The following is a 21,445-nucleotide window of genomic DNA, read 5'->3' as shown; positions in this document are numbered from 1 at the left end:
GCCACTCCCCCGTGGTGTCACCGGGGGTGCGCCGCTCACAGCTCGAACAGGTCGCGCATCGCCTCGCCCAGCCGGACCATGCTCGCGCCGGTCACCATGCCGAGCCGTTCGGCGCCGGCGACGATCGGCATCCGGCGCATGCGGTTGACGACGACGACCCCGGACAGCGGGTCGCTCTCGGCGAGCGGCACCACGAACGGGGGAAGTTCGGTCGCGCCGCGCTGGCGGACGATCGGCGCGCAGTACGGTGCCGCGCTCGGCCGGTCGTTGTGCGCGTCTCCGGACAGTACGACGACCCGGTAGCGCATATCTCCGCGACCGCTGCCGATCGTCCAGATCTCGCCGCGGTTCACGCCGCCTCGGACAGGTCGGTCCAGCCGGATCCGGTCCGGTCGGCCTCGATCCGGTCGGCGAGCCGGTCGAATCCGTCGAGTTCCTCGCGGATGCCGGGGTTGGCGGCCATCCAGTCGTCCTGCCGGCGGGCGGCGTCGCGTAGTGCCTCCCGCCGGGCCGCCCGGTCCATCCAGGCGGACAGGCTGAGCCCGGCGTGCCGGGCGGCGGCTCGGGCGCGGGCCAGGGTATCGGCGTTGAGGCTGAGCGTGACCTTCTCTGCCATACCAGCGATGGTACGCCCGGTGGTACCAGGCACGGTACGGTCTCCGGGCCGACGCGCGGTGGCGGCGACGGCGGCGGTCGACGGGTGCCGCAGCGGCGGGCCGGCCGGCAGGGGAGGATGTGGAGGGCGCCGCCGGTGGTGCGGTGGCCGCGCCACAAAGCAAAAATGGGGAAGGGAACACATGGACGACGCGACCGGCTTCGCCGAACTGGGACTGCGGCCGGAACTGTTGCGCGCGATCTCCGGTCTCGGTTACGAGGAACCCACCCCGATCCAGCGGGAGGCGATCCCGCCGCTGGTCGACGGCCGTGACCTGCTGGGTCAGGCGGCGACCGGCACCGGCAAGACGGCGGCGTTCGCGCTGCCGCTGCTGCACCGGATGCGGGCCGAGGGCGGTGGCCCCAACCCGGACGCGCTGGTCCTGGTGCCGACCCGGGAGTTGGCCATCCAGGTCTGCGAGGCGGTGCACCGCTACGGCCGCGAGCTGGGTGCGCGGGTGCTGCCGATCTACGGCGGGCAGCCGATCGTACGGCAGTTGCGAGCCCTCGAACGCGGGGTGGACGTGGTCGTCGCCACGCCGGGGCGGGCGTTGGACCACATCGGGCGCGGCACGCTCGACCTGTCCGACATCCGGACGGTGGTGCTCGACGAGGCCGACGAGATGCTCGACATGGGATTCGCCGAGGACATCGAGGCGATCCTGCAGGAGGTGCCGGAGCGGCGGCAGACGGTGCTCTTCTCGGCCACCATGCCGCCGCGGATCGACGCGCTGGCCCGCAGCCATCTGCGGGACGAGGTCCGCATCCAGATCGGGCGCGAGCCGGCGCCGGCCGGGGAGACGCCGCGCGTGCGGCAGGCGGCCTACCTGGTGGCGCGGGCCCACAAGCCGGCCGCGCTGGGCCGGGTCCTCGACGTCGAGGCGCCGACCGCGGCGATCGTGTTCTGCCGGCGGCGGGACGAGGTCGACGAGCTGACCGAGACGCTCAACGGGCGCGGCTACCGGGCCGAGGCCCTGCACGGCGGGATGAGCCAGGAACAGCGCGACCGGGTGATGACCCGGCTGCGCAACGGCACCGCCGATCTGCTGGTCGCCACCGACGTCGCGGCCCGTGGCCTGGACATCGAGCAGCTCACCCATGTGGTCAACTACGACGTCCCGTCGGCGCCGGAGTCGTACGTGCACCGGATCGGCCGGGTGGGTCGGGCCGGTCGTGAGGGGGTGGCGATCACCCTGGCGGAGCCGCGCGAGCACGGGATGCTGCGGACCATCGAACGGGTGACCCGGCAGCGGATCGCGATGGAGAAGGTGCCGACGACCGCGGACCTGCGGGCCCGGCGGCTGGAGCTGACCCGGGCGGCGCTGCACGAGAGCATCCTGGAGGACGACCTGACCCGGTTCCGGGTCGTCGTGGAGTCGCTGACCGACGAGTTCGACGTGATGGACGTGGCGCTCGCGGCGGTGAAGCTGGCGCACGAGGCCAGCGGTGCGGCGGCCGACGAGGAGGAGATTCCGGAGGTCGCGGTCCAGGCCCGGCCGGCGGGTCGGGGTCGGTCGCGGCCCGGTGGCCGGGAGGACCGGCGGGGGCGGGCGCCCGCCGAGGGCATGACCCGGTTGTTCGTCAGTGCCGGGCGCAGCGCGGGCATCCGGCCGCAGGACCTGGTCGGTGCGATCGCCGGGGAGTCGCGGCTGTCCGGCCGCGAGATCGGCGCGATCGAGATCGCCGACCGGTTCTCGCTGGTCGAGGTGCCGGAGTCGGCGGCGCGGGACGTGATCGCGGCGCTGCGCGGCACGACCGTCAAGGGCAAGAAGGTCACGATACGGCGGGAGCGCGCCGACGCCGGTCACTGACGGGCGGCGGACCGCCTCGTGGTGTCGCCGAACCGGACCCGACCGCCGAAGGTGTGGCCCCCTCGCCCGCCTGCGGTCGGTTGGGATCCGGTCGGTCCGGTTTCCGGCGGGTGCCGGAAGCCGGTGGTGACCCGGCCGGGCGGGCCGTGGCAAGTGGTTCACCCGACGGGTGCGGCGCCGACAGCGATCATGTGACCGTCGTCACAAGTCAGTGTGCACCCGTACCCGCGCGCCTACTGACGGTAACCCGACAGTCGACACGACGAGGAAATGTTTCCTCCGCTTGACACATAGGCCAACAAATATGTCCACTTGTGACACCAAGGGAACCCGACCGTTTCTGGTCGGCCCCGGCGTGACCCGCGCCGACGCCGGCCACCCATACGGGGAGGCACGATGGCAGCTCTACCTGGATCGTTCGCCGACGCCCGACTCGCCCGACGTACCCTGCTCGGACTCGGCCTCGCCGCCGGTGCCGCGCCGCTGCTGACCGCCTGCGGCGGCGCCTCCACCAGCGGCGCCGACGGCGGCGAGGGCGCGGTCAACTTCCTGTCCACCGAATTCACCCCGGTCGAGGAACGTCAGCGGTTCGAGACGATCCTCAGCGAACGGGTCAAGGTCGCCCCGGTGGCGTTCAACCCGGTCAACCCGGGCGTCTTCGCCTCGACCCTGACCACCCAGGCCGACAGCGGCAACATGCAGATCAGCCTCGTCGGCGGCGTACACGGCAACCTCGCCCCGCACGCCCAGCGGCTGGAGAACCTCGACGACCTGGCCACCAAGCTCGCCGACCGGCGGTTCCCCGAGGAGATCGCCGAACTCGGCCGGATCGGCGGCGCCGGCACCATGTACATCCCCTGGATGCAGGCGTCGTACGTGCTCGCCGTACACAAGCGGGCGCTGGAGTGGCTACCGGCCGGCGCCGACGTGCAGAACCTGACGTACGACCAGTTCCTGACCTGGATGCGCGACGCGCAACGGGGCAACGGCGGCAAGCCGGTGCTCGGCCTGCCCTGCGGCCCCAAGGGCCTTTCCCACCGCTTCTACCAGGGCTACCTGCTGCCGAGCTTCACCGGCGGACAGATCACCACCTTCCGCAACCCGGACGCGGTGACCGCCTGGCAGTACATGAAGGAACTGTGGTCGGTGACCGCACCGGCCTCGACGAACTTCGAGTACATGCAGGAGCCGCTCGCCCGCGGCGAGGTCCTGGTCGCCTGGGACCACGTGGCCCGGCTGGTCAACGCCCCGGCGGCGAGCCCCGACGACTGGGTGATGGCGCCCGCGCCGCGCGGCCCGAAGGGCCTGGGCTACATGCTGATCGTCGCCGGCCTCGGAATCCCGCGCGGAGCACCCGAGATGGACCTCGCCAAGTCGGTCATCGAGGCGCTGACCACCCCCGACGTCCAGACCGAGGTGCTGCGCCGCAACGCCTTCTTCCCGGTCGTCGAGGCACCGCCCGCCGCCGACCTGCCGCCCGCGGTCGCCCTCGAGGCCGAGGCCGTACGCCGCCAGCAGGACGCCGAGGGCACCATCGTCGCGCTGCCCCCGGTCGGGATCGGCGCCCGCGACGGCGAGGTGTCGCAGATCTTCCTCAACACCTTCAAGGAGATCTGCCTCGACGGGCGGGGCGTGCAGCAGGTGCTCGACGCGCAGGCGACCCAGCTCAACACCATCCTCGACGAGGTCAAGGTGCCGTGCTGGCGGCCCGACCCGGTCGGCGCGGAGCAGACGTGCCGGGTGGCGTGACCGGCGACCCGGGCGGCGCCGCCGGGGGCGCCGCACCGGCGACGGTGCCCCGCCCACCCGACCGTGAACCCGCCGGGCCGGACCGCCCGGCCCGCGCCGCCCGGCGCCGGCCCCGGCTACCGGTGCCGGTGCTGCTCATCGCCCCGTCGGTGGTCTTCCTGGCCGCGCTGTTCCTGTGGCCGGTGGTCGTCGGCGTCAGCCAGGCGTTCACCGGCACCGACGGCGCCACCCTGGCCCACCTGCGCCGGATGGTCGACGATCCCTACTTCTGGCCGGCGGTACGCAACACCGCGCTGCTCATCGTCGTGCTGATCCCGCTGCAGTTCGCGTTCGCGCTGGCCATGGCGCTGCTGCTGCGCAGCCGGCCCCGGCTGTCGTCGTTCTACTTCTACGTCTGGTGCGTACCGCTGGCGGTCAGCGACCTGGCCGCCGGCCTGATCTGGCTGTCGATCCTCACCGACCGCGGCTACCTCAACTCGGTGCTGGCCCACCTCGGCCTCGGCGACGGCTTCGCCTGGCTGTCCTACCAGAACCCGACCACGATGTTCATCGCGGTCCTGCTCGCCGAACTGTGGCGGGCCACCTCACTGGTGCTGGTCATCGTCGTCGCCGGGCTGCAGAACATCCCCCGCGACTACGACGAGGCCGCCGCCGTCTTCGGCGCCGGCTACTGGCAGCGGCTGTGGCACGTCATCCTGCCCCAGTTGCGGCCCAGCCTCCAGGTCGCGCTGATCCTGCGGACCATCCTCGGCCTGCAGACGTTCGCCGTCGCCCAGGCCCTCACCGGTCGCAACTTCCCGCTCCTGGTCGGCGAGACCTACCAGTGGTACGTCGTGCTGCAGAACGAGCGCGTCGCCGCGGCGATCGCGCTGGTCATCCTCGCCGTGTCGATCGGCACCGCGATGGTCTACCTGCGCGTGCTGCGCGACCCGAGCATCCAGGGGCGGCGATGACCGGCACCGGCAGGCCGGCGGTGACCGCCCGGCGGCGGCGGGCCCGTCGCAACACCGTGCTCGTGCAGGCCGCCTGCATCGCCATCACCCTCTTCATGGGCGTGCCGATCTACCTCGTGGCGCTGGCCGCCCTGTCCAGCCGCGAGGCGCTCAACGAGTTCCCGCTCGCGCTGCTGCCCACCGACCCGTCGTTCGAGACGATGCGGGTGTTCCTGACCTCGACCGGGGTCACCGGCGCCTTCGTCAACTCGATGGAGGTCGGGGTGATCAGCCTCGCCCTGTCCCTGGCGCTCGGCGTACCCGCCGGATACGCCGTAGCCCGCTACGCGTTCCGCGGCCGGGAGCCGTACCAGCTGTTCCTGCTGCTCACCCGGGCGCTGCCGATCGTGGTGCTGTCCGTACCGCTGGCCCGGGTCTTCCTCGGCACCGGCCTGTACGACACGACGTACGGGGTCGCCCTGCTGCACACCGCGCTGGCGCTGCCGACCACCGTGCTGATCACCTCGGCGATCTTCGTGGCCGTACCGGCCGAGCACGAGGAGGCGGCGATGGTCTTCGGCGCCACCCCGGCCCGGGCCTTCACCCGCGTCGTCCTCCCCCAGGCGCTGCCCGGCATCGCCGCCGCCGCCATCTTCACCTTCGTCACGAGCTGGAACGAGGTGCTCGGCGCGGCGATCCTCACCCTCAACCGGCGCACGCTGCCGGCCCAGGTGCTGTCCACCCTGCCCGACTCGCCGCTGGCGTTCCGGTTCGCGGGCGGGTTCGCGCTCGTCGTACCGGCGCTGATCTTCATCGCCTTCATGCGGCGCTACCTGCTCAACATGTGGGGCACCACCATCCGGTGACCGGCGCGCGGGCGCCGCGCCGAGGCTAGAGAGGACGGGCGTTGGCCGAGATCGTGATGACCAACCTGGTCAAGACCTACCCCGGTACGAAGAACCGGGCGACCGACGACATCAGCCTGCGCGTCGGTGACGGCGAGTTCCTGGTCCTGGTCGGCCCGAGCGGCTGCGGCAAGACCACCCTGCTCCGTATGATCGCCGGCCTGGAGAACCCGGACGCCGGCTCGGTGCACATCGGCGGGCGCGACGTCACCGACCTGCCCGCCCGCCAGCGCGACCTGTCGATGGTCTTCCAGTCGTACGCGGTCTTCCCGCACATGCGGGTGCGGCAGAACATCGCCTTCGGGCTGACCATGCGCAAGACCCCGAAGGCCGAGGTGGAGCGGCGGGTCGCCGAGGCCGCCGAGATGCTGCACCTGACCGACTACCTCGACCGCTACCCGGCGCAGCTGTCCGGCGGGCAGCGGCAGCGGGTCGCGGTGGCCCGCGCCATCGTCGTCGACACCGGCGTGCTGCTGATGGACGAGCCGCTGTCCAACCTCGACGCCCTGCTGCGGATGCAGTTCCGCACCGAGCTGAAGCGGATCGTCGCCAAACTCGGCACCACCACCGTCTACGTCACCCACGACCAGGCCGAGGCGCTGTCGCTCGGCGACCGGGTCGCGGTCATGCGCGACGGCCGGATCGCGCAGATCGGGCCGCCGCTGGAGGTCTACGACGCGCCCGCCGACGAGTTCGTCGGCGGCTTCCTCGGCGCGCCGCCGATGAACTTCCTGCCGGCCCGCGTCGACCACGACGGCGACCGGGTCGAACTGGTCCTCGGCGACCAGCGCCTGCCCGCTCCGGACACGCTGCGCGGGCACGCCGGCACCGAGGTCACCGTCGGCGTACGCGCCGAGAACGTGGCGGTCGCGGGCGGGGCGGCGGCGGACCGGGTGGCGGCGCGGGTGGAGGTGGTCGAGCCGACCGGTGCGGCGATCCTGCTCACCGTCGACCTCGCCGGCCGGCAGGTGAAGGTGCAGACCCCGCCGACGCAGCGGGTCGGTGCCGGCGACACCGTGTGGCTGGCCGTCGACCCGAACCGGATGCACTTCTACGACCCGGCGACCGGCGCCGCCCTGCGCCCGGCAGGTACGGCCACCGTGCCGGCCCCGCGCGACGCCGGCTGACCCCGCCCGGGCGTACGTCCCCGGGCGGGGCCGGCGCCTCACCTGCGGCCGGACCGGTGGTGCGGCCGTCAGGTCAGTTCGATGTAGTCGAGTTCGGCGTATCCGGTGCCGCCGGCGAAGTACGGCGCTCCCTTGGCGAGCCGGATCACGTTGTAGCCGGCCCGCAGGTTCACCGTGGTGCTGACCGTCGCGCCGAACTGCCCCCACCCGCCGGTCGGCGGATAGCTGACCGTGGACCAGGCACCGCCGTTGTAGGCCAGGCCGTGCGTCGCGGTGGCACCGGTGGCGTTGGCGTACGCGATCCGCATCGTGTACGCGCGGGCGGTCGGTACGTTGACCACGAAGTCGACGTAGCTCGCCGTACGCGGGTCACCGGTGTTGTCGATCTGGCCGACGTACGCCCCGGCGGAGGCGCCGGCGCTGCCGAACCGGTTGGCCCGGAAGATCGACGCGTTCTCCGCCTCGTACCGCTGCTGGTAGCTCGGCACACCGCTGGTCGGCTGGATGACGATGTGGTAGCCGCTGGTCGCGTTCATGTTCGGTACGGTCACCGTCAGCTCGCCGTTGCTGACGGTCGCGGTGCTGTTGCTGATCACGGTCGGCGCGGCCACGTGGGTGTACCGGCCGGCCGCCGGCGTGGACTCCACCAGCACCCGGACCGAACCGCCCAGTGACGGCAGGCCGGTGACCCGGACGTGGTTGGTGCCGGACTCGCCGCCGAAGATCACCCGCACGATGCGTCGGGTGGGGTCGTGTGCGGCGAAGCCGTCCAGGCCGGTCTGCGCCCGGGGCGTGGTGGTCACCATGTTGCCGGCCATGTCGCCGTACCACTTGTAGAGCCACCAGCTACCGGTCGGCTGGTTGTTGACGGTCAGCCCGTTGACGGTGCCGTACTCGTACCAGAAGGCCCGGTGCGCGTTGTCGACGCCGCCACGCTCGAACTTGGCGATGTAGCCGGCCACCGGGCCGGGCTGGTCGATCTCGGTGGGGGTGGCGTACTCGTTGATGGAGATCCGGCGCGGGCTGATCCCCAGCGACGCCTCCAGGGCGCGGTAGTTGGCGATGTCGTTGGCGACGCGGTGCGCGCCCTCCAGCTCGTGCCAGCAGATGATGTCGGGCAGCGTGTTGCTGTCCCGGGCGTGGGTGAGGAAGGACCGCATCCACGCCTCGTTGTAGACGGCGGTGCTCGGGCCGACGATCGGCGTCAGCGGGTCGCGGGCCCGGACCTGCCGGTACGTGCGTACCCAGGCGTCGTTGAAGTTGCCGGCGGCGGCGGTGTTCCAGGTGTAGTCGGGCTCGTTCCACAGTTCCCAGCCGGCGATGTTGCTGGTGCCGGTCGCCGCCAGCCGGGCGGTGACCTGCGCGTCCACCTTGGACAACCAGTCGGTCCAGCTAACCCAGCGGTACGGGAAGTCGGGGTAGATGTCGGGCATGCGGATGTACTCGGCGGCCCCGACCCGGGTCGCCTGCGGCGCCACGAGCAGCGAGTCGCCGCCGGGCGGCTGGCCGTTGGGGCGCTGGCCGACGCCGGGCGCGGGCTGGGTGAGGGTGTGCAGCTTCAGCGGCAGCAGCATCGCGTCGCTCGGGCGGTTGTTCTCGGCCAGGGCGTACAGGCCGCCGGCGCCGACGTGGCTGACCGGCCGGAACGGCCGCGCCGCGTCGACGGTGAGGGTGGAGTTGGCGGCCACGGCCGGGCTCGCGGCCAGGACGGCGCAGGCGGCGGCCACGACGGCCAGGGACAGCGTCGCGGCCGACGCGCGGGTCGTTCTCACGGGGTGCCTCCTCGGGACGGGTTCGGGAGCGGGGTGTGAGCGTTAACAACTGAGGATTGCGGCCGCGATCGTGGTTGCGGAAAAGTTTGCCGGCCCGGGTGGCTCCGATGTGGGCGGTGCGCCACCTCTTTGACGTCTGGTTTCGCCGAGGTTACGGATGACTTAGGTATCCGTCAATGGCTTCCCGGCCGACCGGTTGAGGCAACCCTTTTCCGTCGCTACGGTTCTTGCGTGACGGGCAGGCGGACACGGGTCAGCATCACCGACGTGGCACGACAGGCCGGAGTGTCGGTCGGCACCGCGTCGAAGGCTCTCAACGGCCGGGGACAACTCCGCGAGGAGACCCGCGCCCGGGTCCGGGCGGCAGCCCACGAACTGGGCTTCCTCCCCAGCGCCGTCGCGGCCAGCCTGCTCACCGGGCGGACGTACACGGTGGGCCTGATCATGACCGACCACCACGGACGGTTCAGCCTGCCGATCCTGCACGGCGCCGAGGACGCCCTGGGCTGGGACGAGACGCTGGCGTTCGTCTGCGACACCAGGGACGACCCGATCCGCGAGCAGCACTACGTCCGCGGCCTGCTGCGTCGTCGGGTCGACGGCATCATCGTCGCCGGCCGGCGCACCGAGCCCCGCCCGCCGCTCGCCGCCGACCTGCCCGTACCGGTCGTCTACGCCTTCGCCCGCTCCGCCGACCCCGGCGACTGCAGCGTCGTGGTCGACGAGCCGGCCGGGGCGGCGCTCGCCGTCGAGCACCTGCTGCGCACCGGCCGCCGGCACATCGCCCACGTCACCGGCCCACACGGCCACGCGTCCGTACGGGCCCGCGTCGACGGCACCCGGCGGGCCCTGGCCGACGCCGGGCGCGAACTGGTCGGCGACCCCTGGTACGGCGGATGGAGCGAGGTGTGGGGCCGCTTCGCGGCGGCGGCCCTGGCCCGCGCACACCCCGACGTGGACGCCGTGTTCTGCGGCAGTGACGCGATCGCCCGGGGCGTGGCGGACGGTCTGCGCGAATGCGGCCGGCGCCTGCCCGACGACGTCGCCATCGTGGGTGTGGACAACTGGCAGCCCACCGCCGAGGGCTGCCGGCCGCCGCTGACCAGCGTCGACCTGAACCTGCGCGAGGTCGGCCGGACCGCCGGCACCCTGCTGCTCTCCGCGATCCGGAGCGGCCCGGCACCCGGCGTGCACTCCGTGCCGTGCCGGCTGGTGGTCCGCGCCTCCTCGGCGCCGACGGGTGGCTGAGCGGCCGGGTGCACCGGGAGACCCCGGCGCACCCGGCCGGGCCTCAGGACCGGGCGAGGGCGCGGGAGATGACGACCCGCTGGATCTGGTTGGTGCCCTCGACGATCTGCAACACCTTCGCCTCGCGCATGTAGCGCTCGACCGGGTAGTCGGCGACGTAGCCGTAGCCGCCAAGGACCTGGACCGCGTCGGTGGTGACCCGCATCGCCATGTCGGTGGCGAAGAGCTTGGCCTTGGCCGCCTCGATCGAGTACGGCCGGCCGGCGTCGCGCAGCCGGGCGGCGGCCAGGGTCAGCGCACGGGCCGCCGACACCTGGGTCGCCATGTCGGCGAGCATGAAGCCCAGCCCCTGGAAGTCGATGATCGGCTTGCCGAACTGGGTCCGCTCCTTGGCGTACGAGGTGGCGAAGTCCAGGGCCGCCTGGGCCAGCCCGACGGCGCAGGCGGCGATGCCGAGGCGCCCGGAGTCCAGCGCGGTCATCGCGATGGTGAAGCCGCCGCCCTCGGCGCCGACGAGCCGGTCACCGGGCACCCGGACGCCGTCGAAGGCGATCTGCGCGACCGGCGAGCCGCGCATGCCCATCGTGCGCTCGGCCGCCAGCGGCTCGATACCGGCGGTGCCCCGGTCGGCGAGCAGGCAGGAGATTCCGGCGGCGCCGGGGCCGCCGGTGCGGCAGAAGATGTTGTAGAAGTCGGCGGAGTGGGCGTGGGTGATCCACGCCTTGGTGCCGTCGACGACCCAGTCGTCTCCGTCGCGCCTGGCGCGGGTGGTCAGCGCGGCGGCGTCCGAGCCACCCTGCGGCTCCGACAGGCAGTACGCGCCGAGCAGTTCCCCGCCGAGCATGTCGGGCAGCAGCGACTTGCGCAGTTCCTCGCTGCCGTACGCGGCGACCGGGTAGCAGGACAGGGTGTGCACGCTGATCGCCTCGGCGACCGTCACCCAGCGGCTGGCGAGCACCTCCAGCACCTGGAGGTAGACCTCGTACGGCTGGCCGGCGCCGCCGTACTCCTCGGGATAGGGCAGGCCGAGCAGCCCGGAGCGGCCCAGGGTGCGCAGGACCTCGCGGGGGAACTCGCCCCGGTTCTCGAAGTCGTCGGCGCGGCCGGCGAGTTCGCGGTCGGCGAGCTCGGTGGCGAGTTCGATCAGGTCGTACGCCTCGGGGGTGGGCAGAATCCGGTCGACTGTCATGGTGCGGCAGGCTCCGTGGGGTGTCGGGCTTCCGGCGGCGTCCAGGGTGTGGACGGCGCCGACTTCCCGCAAGCTTAACGCTCGTTCGGGTAGCTGGGGAGGTACGTCACATACCGGCCTGGTGACGACCGCCCGGCACCGGTACCGGCCCGGGCCCCGGCCGGCCGCCGCATAGGCTCTGCCGGGTGGGTATGGATTATGTACGGCTCGGCGGAACCGGCCTGAAGGTGTCCCGGGTCTGCCTCGGCATGATGAGCTACGGATCGTCCGCGTGGCGGGACTGGGTCCTGGAGTACGACGCGGCGCTGCCCCTGGTCCGCCGGGCGGTCGAGCTGGGCGTGACGTTCTTCGACACCGCCGACATGTACTCGCTCGGCGCGAGCGAGGAGGTCACCGGCCGGCTGCTGCGGGCCCTGTTCGCCCGCCGCGAGGACTACGTGCTGGCGACCAAGGTCTACCACCCGATGGGTGACGGCCCCAACGACCGCGGGCTGTCCCGCAAGCACATCATGGCCTCGATCGACGACTCGCTACGCCGGCTCGGCACCGACCACGTCGACCTCTACCAGATCCACCGCTGGGACCCCGACACCCCGATCGAGGAGACGATGTCGGCGCTGCACGACGTCGTACGCGCCGGCAAGGCCCGCTACCTGGGCGCGTCGAGCATGTACGCCTGGCAGTTCGCCAAGGCCCAGCAGGTCGCCCGCGAGCACGGCTGGACCCCGTTCGTGTCGATGCAGCCGCACTACAACCTGGTCTACCGGGAGGAGGAGCGGGAAATGCTGCCGCTCTGCCTCGACCAGGGCGTCGGGGTCATCCCGTGGAGCCCGCTGGCGCGCGGCGTGCTGGCCGGCACCCGGGCCCGCGGCGGTGCCCGGCACACCACCCGGGCCCGCAGCGACACCCTCGCCGACGCCCTGTACGCCGAGGCCGACTTCGCCGTCGTCGACGCGCTGACCGGGGTCGCCGCCCGGCGCGGGCTGCCGCCCGCACAGGTCGCGCTGGCCTGGCTGCTGCGCCGGCCGGCGGTCACCGCGCCGATCGTCGGGGTGACCAAGCCGGGCCAGATCGACGACGCGGTGGCCGCCGTCGGCGTGGACCTGACCGACGAGGAGTGCGCGGAGCTGGAGCGGCCGTACGTGCCGCACCCGGTCCTCGGCCACTGAGGCACCGCCGGCCACCGGTCGCCGTCGCGGGCCGGGGTGCGGGCCGGCGGCGGGTCGGGGCGGGACCGGCCGGGCCGGCTGTGCCAGGCTGTCCGGGTGAACGACGCCCGCCCCCTGCTGCTGGTCGACTCGCCGAGCCTGTACTTCCGCGCCTACTTCGGCATCCCCGAATCCGCCGCCCAGGCCGCCGACGGCACCCCGGTCAACGCCGTCCGGGGCTTCCTGGACATGCTGGCGACCCTGATCCGCACCCGGCGACCTGACCGGGTGGTGTGCGCGCTCGACCACGACTGGCGGCCGGCGTGGCGGGTGGCGCTGCTGCCGACGTACAAGGCGCACCGGGTGGCGCCGGCCGGTGGCGAGGTCGTCCCCGACACCCTGGTCCCCCAGGTGCCGCTGATCCTCGACATCCTGGCGGCGATCGGCATCCCCGCCGTCGGCGCCGACGGCTACGAGGCCGACGACGTGCTCGGCACGCTCGCCACCGGCCAGCCGGGGCCGGTCGAGGTGGCCTCCGGCGACCGCGACATGATCCAGCTCGTCGACGACGTCCGGGGCGTACGGGTGCTCTACTGCGGCCGGGGCGTGGCGAAGCTGGAGGATCTCGACGACGCGGCCGTACGCGCCAAGTACGGCGTGCCGGCGGCCGGCTACGCCGACTTCGCCGCGCTGCGCGGCGACCCGAGCGACGGCCTGCCGGGGGTGGCCGGCGTCGGTGAGAAGACCGCCGCCCGCCTGGTCGAGCGGTACGGCGATCTGGACGGCATCCTCGCCGCGCTGGACGACCCGGCGTCGGGTTTCGCGCCGGGGCTGCGCGGCAAGCTGCTCGCCGCCCGTGACTACCTGACGGTGGCACCGAAGGTGGTCCGGGTGGCCCTCGACGTGCCGTTGCCGGACCTGGTCACCGACCTGCCGCGGGGGCCGGTCGACCCGGACCGGCTGCTGGCGACGGCGCAGCGGTGGAACCTCGCCGGCCCGTGCCGGCGCCTGGTCGACGCGATCGCCGAACGCTGACCGCCACCGGGCCGGTCACCCGGTCTCGGGCCGATGGCCGGCCGGCCCGGTGGCGGTCGGCGGGTCCGCGCCGCCTGGCCCGGTGGCGGTCGGCGGGTCCGCACCGGCTGGCCCGGTGGCGGTCGGTGGGGCCGCGCCGTACGGCGGCCGGCCCGGGAGTACCGTGCCGGCCGCCGGGGTCAGCGCGGGCGGTTGAAGCGGCCGGCGTCGGTGACCCGCAGCCCCGTCCTCGCCGGTGCCGGCGCCGGTGCCGCCGCGTCGCGGTCGGCGATCTGCGCCTCGAGGAAGGCCACGCCGGCCCGGTCCTCGTCGGTCGACGCGGCGACCAGCGCGTACGCCAGCCCGACGGCCACCACGATCACGGCGAAGACGATCGGCACGATCAGCGTCGCGGCGGTCACGCCGCCCAGCCGGCTGGGCGTGCCGTGCAGGTGGGCCGACATCGAGAACATGCCGGTGAAGTGCATCCCGTTCACCGCCAGGCCCATGACCAGCGCGGACACCACGATCGCCGCCGGCCGGCGGACCCGTACGGCCATCCACAGCGCCACCGTGGCCGCGGCGATCGCGATCCCGACCGAGACCCCGACGAGGAGCGGGTCGTATTCGATACGGCCGTTGAGCCGCATCGCCGCCATCCCGGTGTAGTGCATCGCGGCCACCCCCAGGCCGGTCAGCACACCTCCGGTCACGATCTTGACGGCGGTGGGACGGCCGAGTCCGACGATGAACAGGCCGATCGCGACGAAGACGATCGCCAGGACCGCGCTCGCCACGGTCAGCCCGAGGTCGTAGCGGATCTGGGTGCCGGAAACCCGGAAGCCCAGCATCGCCATGAAGTGCATCGTCCAGATGGACGTACCGCCGATCCCCCAGGCGGCCAGGACCAGCCACCAGGTTCGGCGGCCGGTTGTGGGTGCGTCCCGCAGCCGGACCGTGCAGACCAGCCCGAGCATCGCTCCCATCACTGACAGCACATAGCTGAGAACGGGTGTCACCCACCCGTACCCGAAATGATCTATTTCCCCCACCACTCGCCCCCTTGATCCCACGGACGGGACTATCCGCAGTTCAAGAAGGGATAATCCGGAATACGAGCGGTCCTCACAATGAGACGACAGGGCGGTCTTCACCCCGGACGGTGGAGCCGGCATGCCGCCCCGGCCGAGGCCGAGGCGGCTACTCCGCGTGATGTGAAGGGTGTTCAGGCAGTCGGCAGATAGCCGAGAATGCCGCGGTTGATCGCCGTAATGGACTGCCTGGCCGTGGCCCGCACCCGGGACGAGGCACCGCCGGCCGTCGACAGCTGGCCGAGCAGATCGACGACCTGACGCGCCCACCGGACGAAGTCGCCGGCCGGCATCTCGCCGTCCAGATTGGTGCCGCTGGCCAGCACCTTCGCCAGCGCCTCACCCCGGGCCCACCGGTAGATGGGCCACGCGAACCCCAGATCCGGGTCGCGGGTCGCCTCCAGGCCCCGGGCCGCCTCGTCGGCCTCCAGTTCGGCCCACATCTTCAGGGTCGCGTCGACCGCGTCGGTGACCGCCCCCCGGGGCAGTGACGCCCGCTCGTCGGAGTCACGGCGGGACTCGTAGACCACGACCGACACCGCGGCGGCCAACTCGGCCGGGTCGAGCCCCTCCCACACCCCGCGCCGCAGGCACTCGGCGACCAGCAGATCCGCCTCGGTCCAGATCCGGGCCAGCATCCGGCCGGCGTCGGTCATCTCCCCCTCGGCGGTCAGGTAGCCGCGCGCGGTCAGCATGCCGACCACCCGGTCGAACGTACGCGCCAGCGAGCCGGTCCGGCCGGCCACCCGCTGCCGCAGCTCGTCGGTGTCGCGTTCCAGCCGTCGGCGCCGCTCCGCCCACCGGGCGTGCTCCTCGCGCTCCTCGCAGGCGTGGCACGGGTGCCGCCGCAACTGCGCCCGCAACTGGGTGAGCTGGTGGTCCTCGCCGCTGGCCCGCGACCGCCCGCCACGGCGGCCGGCGTGCCGGTCCAGGCCGGTACCGCTGATCGCCGCCGCCAGGTCCCGGCGGGCGGCCGGCGACCGGTGGTTGAAGTGCTTGGGCACCCGCAGCCGGGTCAGCACCTCGGCCGGGGCGGTGAAGTCGCCGACGGTGACCCGCCCGGCCCACCGGTCCTGCGTCAGGACCAGCGGCCGGGGCTCGCCGAACCCGCCGGTGCCCGGTTCGAGCACGACGGCCAGCCCGGCCCGCCGCCCCGACGGGATCCGGATCACGTCGCCGACCCGCAACCGCTCCAGCGACGCGACCGCCGCCGCCTTACGCTGCGTCTGCCCCTGCCGGGCCAGGGCCCGTTCCCGGTCGCCGATCGCCACCCGCAGCGCGAAGTACTCGTCGAAGTCGCCGTGCTCGCACTGCGTCTCGACGCCGTACGCCTCCATCGTCTCGACGTTGCGCTGCACCTGCCGGGCCAGGCCGACCACCGAGCGGTCGGCCTGGAACTGCGCGAACGACGACTCCAGCAGCGCCCGGGCCGGCGCCGCGCCGACCGAGCCGACCAGGTTCACCGCCATGTTGTACGACGGCCGGAAGCTGGACCGCAGCGGATACGTACGCGTCGACGCCAGCCCCGCGACGTGCCGGGGGTCGACCTCCGGCGACCAGACGACGACGGCGTGCCCCTCGACGTCGATGCCGCGCCGGCCGGCCCGCCCGGTGAGCTGGGTGTACTCCCCCGGCGTCAGCTCGACGTGCGCCTCGCCGTTGAACTTGACCAGCCGCTCCAGCACCACGCACCGGGCCGGCATGTTGATGCCCAGGGCCAGTGTCTCGGTGGCGAAGACCGCCTTGACCAGCCCCCGGACGAACAGCTCCTCGACGACCTCCTTGAACGCCGGCAGCATCCCGGCGTGGTGGGCGGCCAGCCCGCGCTCCAGCCCGTCGAGCCACTCCCAGTAGCCGAGCACCGACAGGTCCTCGCCGGGGATGGCGGTGATCTTCTCCTCGACCACCTGGCGGATCTCGGCCCGCTCGTCGGGGCTGGTCAGCCGCAGCCCGGCGGCCAGGCACTGCTGCACGGCGGCGTCGCAGCCGGCCCGGCTGAAGATGAACAGGATGGCCGGCAGCAGCCCCTCGCGGTCGAGCCGTTCGACGACCTCGGAACGCAGCGGGCCACGCCAGCGCGGCCCGCGCCCCCCGGAGCGGCCCCAGCCGGGGCCGTGGGTACGCCCGTCGCCCAGCTCCAGCCGGCGCATCTGCTCCCGGCTGTAGCGCAGCAGTTCCGGGTGCACGTCGTGCTTGCGGGCCGCGTCGGCGTCGTGGAACAGGTCGAACATCCGGCGCCCGACCAGCATGTGCTGCCACAGCGGGACCGGCCGGTGCTCGCTGACCACGACCTCGGTCTCACCGCGTACGGTGACCAGCCAGTCGGCGAACTCCTCGGCGTTGGAGACGGTGGCCGACAGCGACACCAGCGTCACCGAGTCCGGCAGGTGGATGATCACCTCTTCCCAGACCGCGCCCCGGAACCGGTCGGCGAGGTAGTGCACCTCGTCCATGACCACGTAGGCCAGCCCCTCCAGCGTGCTGGAGCCGGCGTAGAGCATGTTGCGCAGCACCTCGGTGGTCATCACCACCACCGGCGCGTCGCCGTTGATCGCGTTGTCGCCGGTCAGCAGGCCGACCCGCTCGGCGCCGTACCGGTCGACCAGGTCGTGGTACTTCTGGTTCGACAGCGCCTTGATCGGCGTGGTGTAGAAGCACTTGCGCGGCACCGACCGCCCCGGCGGGGCCTGCCCGGCGGGCGTGGCGCCCGCGGCGGCCTCGCCGGCAGTCAGATTTCCGACCGCCGACGGCGGCACGACCGGCCCGGCCGGGCCGACGGCCGACGGCCGCGGAGTGCCGGCCCGCAGCGCCAGGTGTACCGCGAACTCGCCGACCACGGTCTTGCCGGCGCCGGTCGGCGCGCACACCAGCACGCCGCTGCCGCGCTCCAGCGCCTCGCACGCCTCACGCTGGAACTCGTCCAGGTCGAAGCCGAGTTCCGGAACGAACTCGTCCAGGGCCGGATATGCGCGGGCCTGCGCGGCCCGGCGGCGCGCCGCGGCATACCGCTCGGCTGGGCTCGACATACCACCAAGATTAGTGCGTCATGCCCCGACACTCGCGGTGGGCCGCCGACCACGGCCGGTGTGAGCGGCTCGGTAAGGTGCACGACGTGCCGGACCATCCCCAACCGCCCAGTCCTCGCCACGCCAGCGGACCCGCGACGGCCGCCCCGGCGACACCCCCGCGCCGCCCGGTCGAAGCCGTCCTGTTCGACTTCCACGGAACCCTCGCCCAGGTCGAGGACCCGGTCGCCTGGGTACGCGCCGGCGCGCGGGAATGCGGCGTCGAACTCGACCGCGGCCGCGCCACCGTGCTCGCCGACCGGCTGGTGACGGCCGGCCGGGCCGGCGGCCCGCTGCCGCACCGGGTGCCGCCCCACCTGGCCGAGGTGTGGGCCGACCGCGACCTCTACGAGCACGCCCACCGGTCCGCCTACACCGGGCTGGCCGCCACCGTCGACTCGGGCGTGGACGGGCTCGCCGAGGCCCTCTACGACCGGCTGCTGCGTCCCGACGGCTGGCTGCTGTACTCCGACACCACCGCGACCCTGCGGGCGCTGCGCGACGCGTCGGTGCCGGTGGCACTGGTCAGCAACATCGGCTTCGACGTCCGGCCGCTGTTCGAGGCGTGGGGGCTGGCCGACCTGGTCGACGCCTTCGTGCTGTCGTACGAGGTCGGGCGCTGCAAACCCGATCCGGCGATCTTCCACCGGGCGTGCGGGATGCTGCGGGTCGATCCGGAGCGGGTCCTGATGGTCGGCGACACCCCGGCCGACGCCGGGGCGGTCCGGGCCGGCTGCGCGGTGCTGGTGCTGCCGGCCGCCGACCCCGGACGGGCCAACGGCCTGGCCGCCGTCCTGGACCTGGCGGTCACCGACCGCTGACCCCGCCCGCAGCCGAGGAGTTTTCGCCGCTGCGGGCCGGGGTAGCCCCATCCCGGGAGATCAGGAGGGGCGGTGGACGACCATGCGGCACAGGCCGGCGATCCGGCGCGACGGGAGGACCGGGCGGCCGCCCGCCACACGCCCGGAGGCGACGTGAGCGACGCGTTCCCGCCGATCGACTCGTACGCCTTCCTGTCCGACACCCACACCGCGGCGCTGGTCGCGCCGGACGGCGCGGTCGAGTGGTTCTGCGTGCCACGGTTCGACGGCGACGCCGTCTTCGCCCGGCTGCTCGACCGCCGGGCCGGCGGCGCCTTCGAGTTGCGGGTCGACGGCGCCGACGCCCCCGACCGCCGCTACCTGCCGGACACGCTGGTGCTCCAGACCCGGCACACGGCGCCGGACGGGGTCGCCGTCGGACACGACTTCCTCGCCGCCGCGACCGGCCACCCCGACCGCCCGGTCCGCGCCCGGCACGTCCTGGTCCGCCACGTCAGCGTGGAAAGCGGCACGGTGCGGTTGCGGGTCCGGCTCGACGTACGGGCCGACCACGGCGCCCGGCCGGCCGGCTGGCAGCGCCACGGCGACCGGTGGCGGGCGGCGGGCACACCGCTGTGGCTGTCCACCGACCTGCCGCTGCGGGCCGACGGCACCACCCTCACCGCCGACCTGGAACTGACCGCCGGCGACGGGGCCACCCTGCTGCTCGGCTACGGCGAACCGCCCGCCCCGGCCGATGTCGCCAGCCTGCTCGACGAGACCGTCGGCACCTGGCGGGACTGGTCGGCCCGCAGCGACTACGCCGGGTACGGCGCCGACCTGGTCCGGCACAGCGCCCTGGTGCTGCGGGGGCTGTCGTTCGACCGGACCGGGGCACTGCTGGCCGCCCCGACCACCTCGCTGCCGGAGGAGATCGGCGGCGTACGCAACTGGGACTACCGCTACACCTGGCACCGCGACGCCGCACTGCTGCTGCTCGCCCTCTTCCGGCTCGGCCACCACGAGGAGGGCGGGCGCTACCTGCGTTTCCTGATCGACGTCTGCCAGGCGCCGGCCGGGACCCTGCACCCGCTGGTCGGCATCGGCGGCGAGACGACCAGCGACGACGAGCGGATCCTGGCCCACCTCGACGGCTACGCCGGCTCCCGGCCGGTCCGCGTCGGCAACGGCGCCGCCGAACAGGTGCAGTTCGACACGTACGGGCACGTGCTCGACGCGGCGCTGGCCTTCCACGAGCTGACCGGCGACCTCGCCGCCGACCAGTGGGGTTCGCTGCGCCGGCACGTGGAGACGATCGCCCGGCGGTGGCGCGAACCCGACCACGGCGTCTGGGAGATCCGGGCACCGCGTCAGCAGTACGTCTACTCCAAGGTGATGTCGTGGGTCTGCCTGGACCGCGGCATCCGGCTCGCCGGCCTGCTCGGCGACGCGACGGCACCGGTCGACGCGTGGCGGCGCGAGGCCGCGGACCTGCACGCGCAGGTCCTCGACCGCGGCTACGACCCGCAGGTCGGCGGCTTCGTCCTGGCATACGGGTCGACCGAACTGGACGCCGCGCTGCTGCGCATCCCGCTGGTCGGCTTCCTGCCCGGCGACGACCCACGGATGCTGTCCACGATCGACCGGATCCAGGAACGGCTGGCCATCGGCCCGGGACTGGTCCGGCGCTACACCGCCGACGACGGGCTGCCCGGCGAGGAGGGCGCGTTCCTGCTCTGCTGCTTCGAGCTGGTCTCGGCGCTGGTGCTGGCGCACCGGCACGACGCCGCCCGCGAGATCTTCGAACGGCTCGCCGGGGCCGCCGGCCCGCTCGGCCTGTACGCCGAACAACTCGCCGCCGACGGCACCGCGCTCGGCAACTACCCGCAGGCGTTCACCCACCTGGCGTTGATCGAGGCGGCCGTCAACCTGGACGCCGCACAGGAACGCGACGCCCTGCACGCCTGGGCCGAGCGCGGCGGGCGGCGCGGCTGAGACCTACCGCAGCAGCCGTACGGCGGCCGGGACCGCGGTCACCGTCAGCGGCAGGCGGCCGACCCGCTCCCCGTCGGCGTAGCCGACGATGCCGTCGGCGGCCAGCTCGACGGTCGCCGCCCGGTACGTACGCACCATCGGGTGGGTGACGTGGGTGCCGCTGTAGAGCCGGGGTTTGACGCGGACCAGCGTGGTCCGGCTCACCGGGCCGACCACGACGACGTCGAGCAGCCCGTCGGTCGGGTCGGCGGCCGGGCACATCCGCATCCCGCCGCCGTAGCTGGCGCAGTTGCCGACCGCCACCAGGACCGCGTCGACGTGCCGTTCGGCGCCGTCGAGCACCAGCCGGTAGCGCCGGGCCCGCAGCCGGGCCAGCTCGACCAGGATCGCGATGTCGTAGCGCAGCGGGCCGCGCGGCCAGCGCATCCGGTTGGCGCGCTCGTTGACGACGGCGTCGAAGCCGGCGGCGAGCACCGCGCCGAACCAGCGGACCGTGCCGTCGGCGGTCGTCATCCGGGCCAGGTCGACGGGGCTGCCGCGGCCGGCGCGCAAGGCGGCGGCGATGGCGTCGGCGGCGGCGAGCGGCTCGGTGGGAAAGCCGGTGTCGGCGGCGAAGTCGTTGCCGGTGCCGGCCGGCACCGCCCCGAACGGCACGCCGCTGCCGGCGACCGCCTGGAGTGCCTGGTGGACGGTGCCGTCGCCGCCGACGGCGACGAGCCCGGCGACGCCGTCGGCGACCGCGGCGTGGCACCGGGCCAGGGCCTGTTCGGGGGTACGGGCGTCGAGCACCGCCAGCGGCCGGCCGGCGGCGGCCAGCCGGTCGAGTATGTCGGGCAGCAGCCCGCTGTGCCGGGACCGTCCGGCGGTCGGGTTGACCAGGACCGCCAGCGGCCGGTCGGGTTCGGACGGTGGCGGACCGGCGGGCCCGGCGCCGGAGGGTTGATC

At 73.6% G+C, this 21,445-nt stretch carries 17 protein-coding genes; 10 read left to right on the top strand and 7 right to left on the bottom strand.

Translation table 11 applies throughout. The features are described 5' to 3' along the window. Positions 1-35: 35 nt before the first annotated feature. Together AB0I42_RS27460 and AB0I42_RS27455 are read right to left on the bottom strand one after the other, a co-directional pair. Entirely contained in the window at positions 36-353 is a 318-nt protein-coding gene (locus AB0I42_RS27460) for a type II toxin-antitoxin system PemK/MazF family toxin (protein WP_357541531.1), read from the bottom strand. After that, positions 350-616, bottom strand: coding sequence for a hypothetical protein (locus AB0I42_RS27455; RefSeq protein ID WP_357541529.1), 267 nt, complete (start codon positions 614-616; stop codon positions 350-352). The genes AB0I42_RS27460 and AB0I42_RS27455 overlap by 4 nt, the downstream gene beginning before the upstream one ends. 181 nt (positions 617-797) lie before the next feature. On the opposite strand from AB0I42_RS27455, the gene AB0I42_RS27450 reads away from it, so the two are divergent. From AB0I42_RS27450 to AB0I42_RS27430, 5 genes are all read left to right on the top strand, one after another. Beyond that, the gene (locus tag AB0I42_RS27450) at positions 798-2,465 is read left to right on the top strand and encodes a DEAD/DEAH box helicase (RefSeq protein ID WP_357541527.1); all 1,668 of its coding nucleotides are present in this window, start codon (positions 798-800) and stop codon (positions 2,463-2,465) included. 396 nt (positions 2,466-2,861) lie between these two features. Beyond that, complete coding sequence (locus tag AB0I42_RS27445) at positions 2,862-4,214, top strand: ABC transporter substrate-binding protein (RefSeq protein WP_357541525.1); 1,353 nt, start codon at positions 2,862-2,864, stop codon at positions 4,212-4,214. After that, positions 4,199-5,167, top strand: a complete 969-nt coding sequence (locus tag AB0I42_RS27440; RefSeq protein WP_357541523.1) for a sugar ABC transporter permease — start codon at positions 4,199-4,201, stop codon at positions 5,165-5,167. The genes AB0I42_RS27445 and AB0I42_RS27440 overlap by 16 nt, the downstream gene beginning before the upstream one ends. Further along, entirely contained in the window at positions 5,164-6,012 is an 849-nt protein-coding gene (locus AB0I42_RS27435; protein ID WP_357541521.1) for a carbohydrate ABC transporter permease, read from the top strand. Before AB0I42_RS27440 ends, AB0I42_RS27435 begins: the two co-directional genes overlap by 4 nt. A 41-nt stretch (positions 6,013-6,053) precedes the next feature. After that, a complete protein-coding gene (locus AB0I42_RS27430; RefSeq protein ID WP_357541519.1) occupies positions 6,054-7,178 on the top strand; it encodes an ABC transporter ATP-binding protein in 1,125 nt (374 codons plus the stop codon). 68 nt (positions 7,179-7,246) lie between these two features. Here AB0I42_RS27430 and AB0I42_RS27425 read toward each other — a convergent pair whose 3' ends face one another. Further along, a complete protein-coding gene (locus AB0I42_RS27425; protein ID WP_357541518.1) occupies positions 7,247-8,950 on the bottom strand; it encodes a hypothetical protein in 1,704 nt (567 codons plus the stop codon). A gap of 231 nt (positions 8,951-9,181) precedes the next feature. Between AB0I42_RS27425 and AB0I42_RS27420 the strand changes: the two genes are divergently transcribed. After that, the gene (locus tag AB0I42_RS27420) at positions 9,182-10,198 is read left to right on the top strand and encodes a LacI family DNA-binding transcriptional regulator (protein WP_357541516.1); all 1,017 of its coding nucleotides are present in this window, start codon (positions 9,182-9,184) and stop codon (positions 10,196-10,198) included. A gap of 43 nt (positions 10,199-10,241) precedes the next feature. Here the strand turns inward: AB0I42_RS27420 and AB0I42_RS27415 are convergent, their stop codons facing one another. Beyond that, positions 10,242-11,387 (bottom strand): acyl-CoA dehydrogenase family protein, encoded by a 1,146-nt coding sequence (locus tag AB0I42_RS27415; RefSeq protein ID WP_357541514.1) that lies wholly within the window; start codon positions 11,385-11,387, stop codon positions 10,242-10,244. A gap of 191 nt (positions 11,388-11,578) precedes the next feature. Between AB0I42_RS27415 and AB0I42_RS27410 the strand changes: the two genes are divergently transcribed. Together AB0I42_RS27410 and AB0I42_RS27405 are read left to right on the top strand one after the other, a co-directional pair. Next, on the top strand, positions 11,579-12,556 hold the full coding sequence (locus AB0I42_RS27410) for an aldo/keto reductase (RefSeq protein ID WP_357541613.1): 978 nt from the start codon (positions 11,579-11,581) through the stop codon (positions 12,554-12,556). 96 nt (positions 12,557-12,652) lie between these two features. Next, the gene (locus AB0I42_RS27405; protein ID WP_357541512.1) at positions 12,653-13,570 is read left to right on the top strand and encodes a 5'-3' exonuclease; all 918 of its coding nucleotides are present in this window, start codon (positions 12,653-12,655) and stop codon (positions 13,568-13,570) included. A gap of 179 nt (positions 13,571-13,749) precedes the next feature. Here the strand turns inward: AB0I42_RS27405 and AB0I42_RS27400 are convergent, their stop codons facing one another. Further along, a complete protein-coding gene (locus tag AB0I42_RS27400; protein WP_357541510.1) occupies positions 13,750-14,535 on the bottom strand; it encodes an MHYT domain-containing protein in 786 nt (261 codons plus the stop codon). A gap of 239 nt (positions 14,536-14,774) precedes the next feature. Next, positions 14,775-17,666: a DEAD/DEAH box helicase gene (locus tag AB0I42_RS27395; RefSeq protein ID WP_357541508.1), complete on the bottom strand. Its 2,892-nt coding sequence runs from the start codon at positions 17,664-17,666 to the stop codon at positions 14,775-14,777. A gap of 86 nt (positions 17,667-17,752) precedes the next feature. Here AB0I42_RS27395 and AB0I42_RS27390 point away from each other — a divergent pair, with 86 nt between their 5' ends. Together AB0I42_RS27390 and AB0I42_RS27385 are read left to right on the top strand one after the other, a co-directional pair. Further along, the gene (locus tag AB0I42_RS27390) at positions 17,753-18,526 is read left to right on the top strand and encodes an HAD family hydrolase (RefSeq protein ID WP_357541506.1); all 774 of its coding nucleotides are present in this window, start codon (positions 17,753-17,755) and stop codon (positions 18,524-18,526) included. Positions 18,527-18,598: 72 nt separating this feature from the next. Continuing rightward, positions 18,599-20,500 (top strand): glycoside hydrolase family 15 protein, encoded by a 1,902-nt coding sequence (locus AB0I42_RS27385; RefSeq protein WP_357541504.1) that lies wholly within the window; start codon positions 18,599-18,601, stop codon positions 20,498-20,500. Between the two features lie 3 nt (positions 20,501-20,503). On the opposite strand, the gene AB0I42_RS27380 is transcribed toward AB0I42_RS27385, so the two are convergent. Then, positions 20,504-21,388, bottom strand: coding sequence for a diacylglycerol kinase family protein (locus AB0I42_RS27380; RefSeq protein ID WP_357541611.1), 885 nt, complete (start codon positions 21,386-21,388; stop codon positions 20,504-20,506). Between the last annotated feature and the right edge of the window lie 57 nt (positions 21,389-21,445).

The organism is Polymorphospora sp. NPDC050346 (genome assembly GCF_040655695.1).
Taxonomy (GTDB): domain Bacteria; phylum Actinomycetota; class Actinomycetes; order Mycobacteriales; family Micromonosporaceae; genus Polymorphospora; species Polymorphospora lycopeni.
The sequence above is the reverse complement of the archived record's forward strand: the minus strand, read 5'-3'. Positions and strand labels throughout refer to the sequence as shown.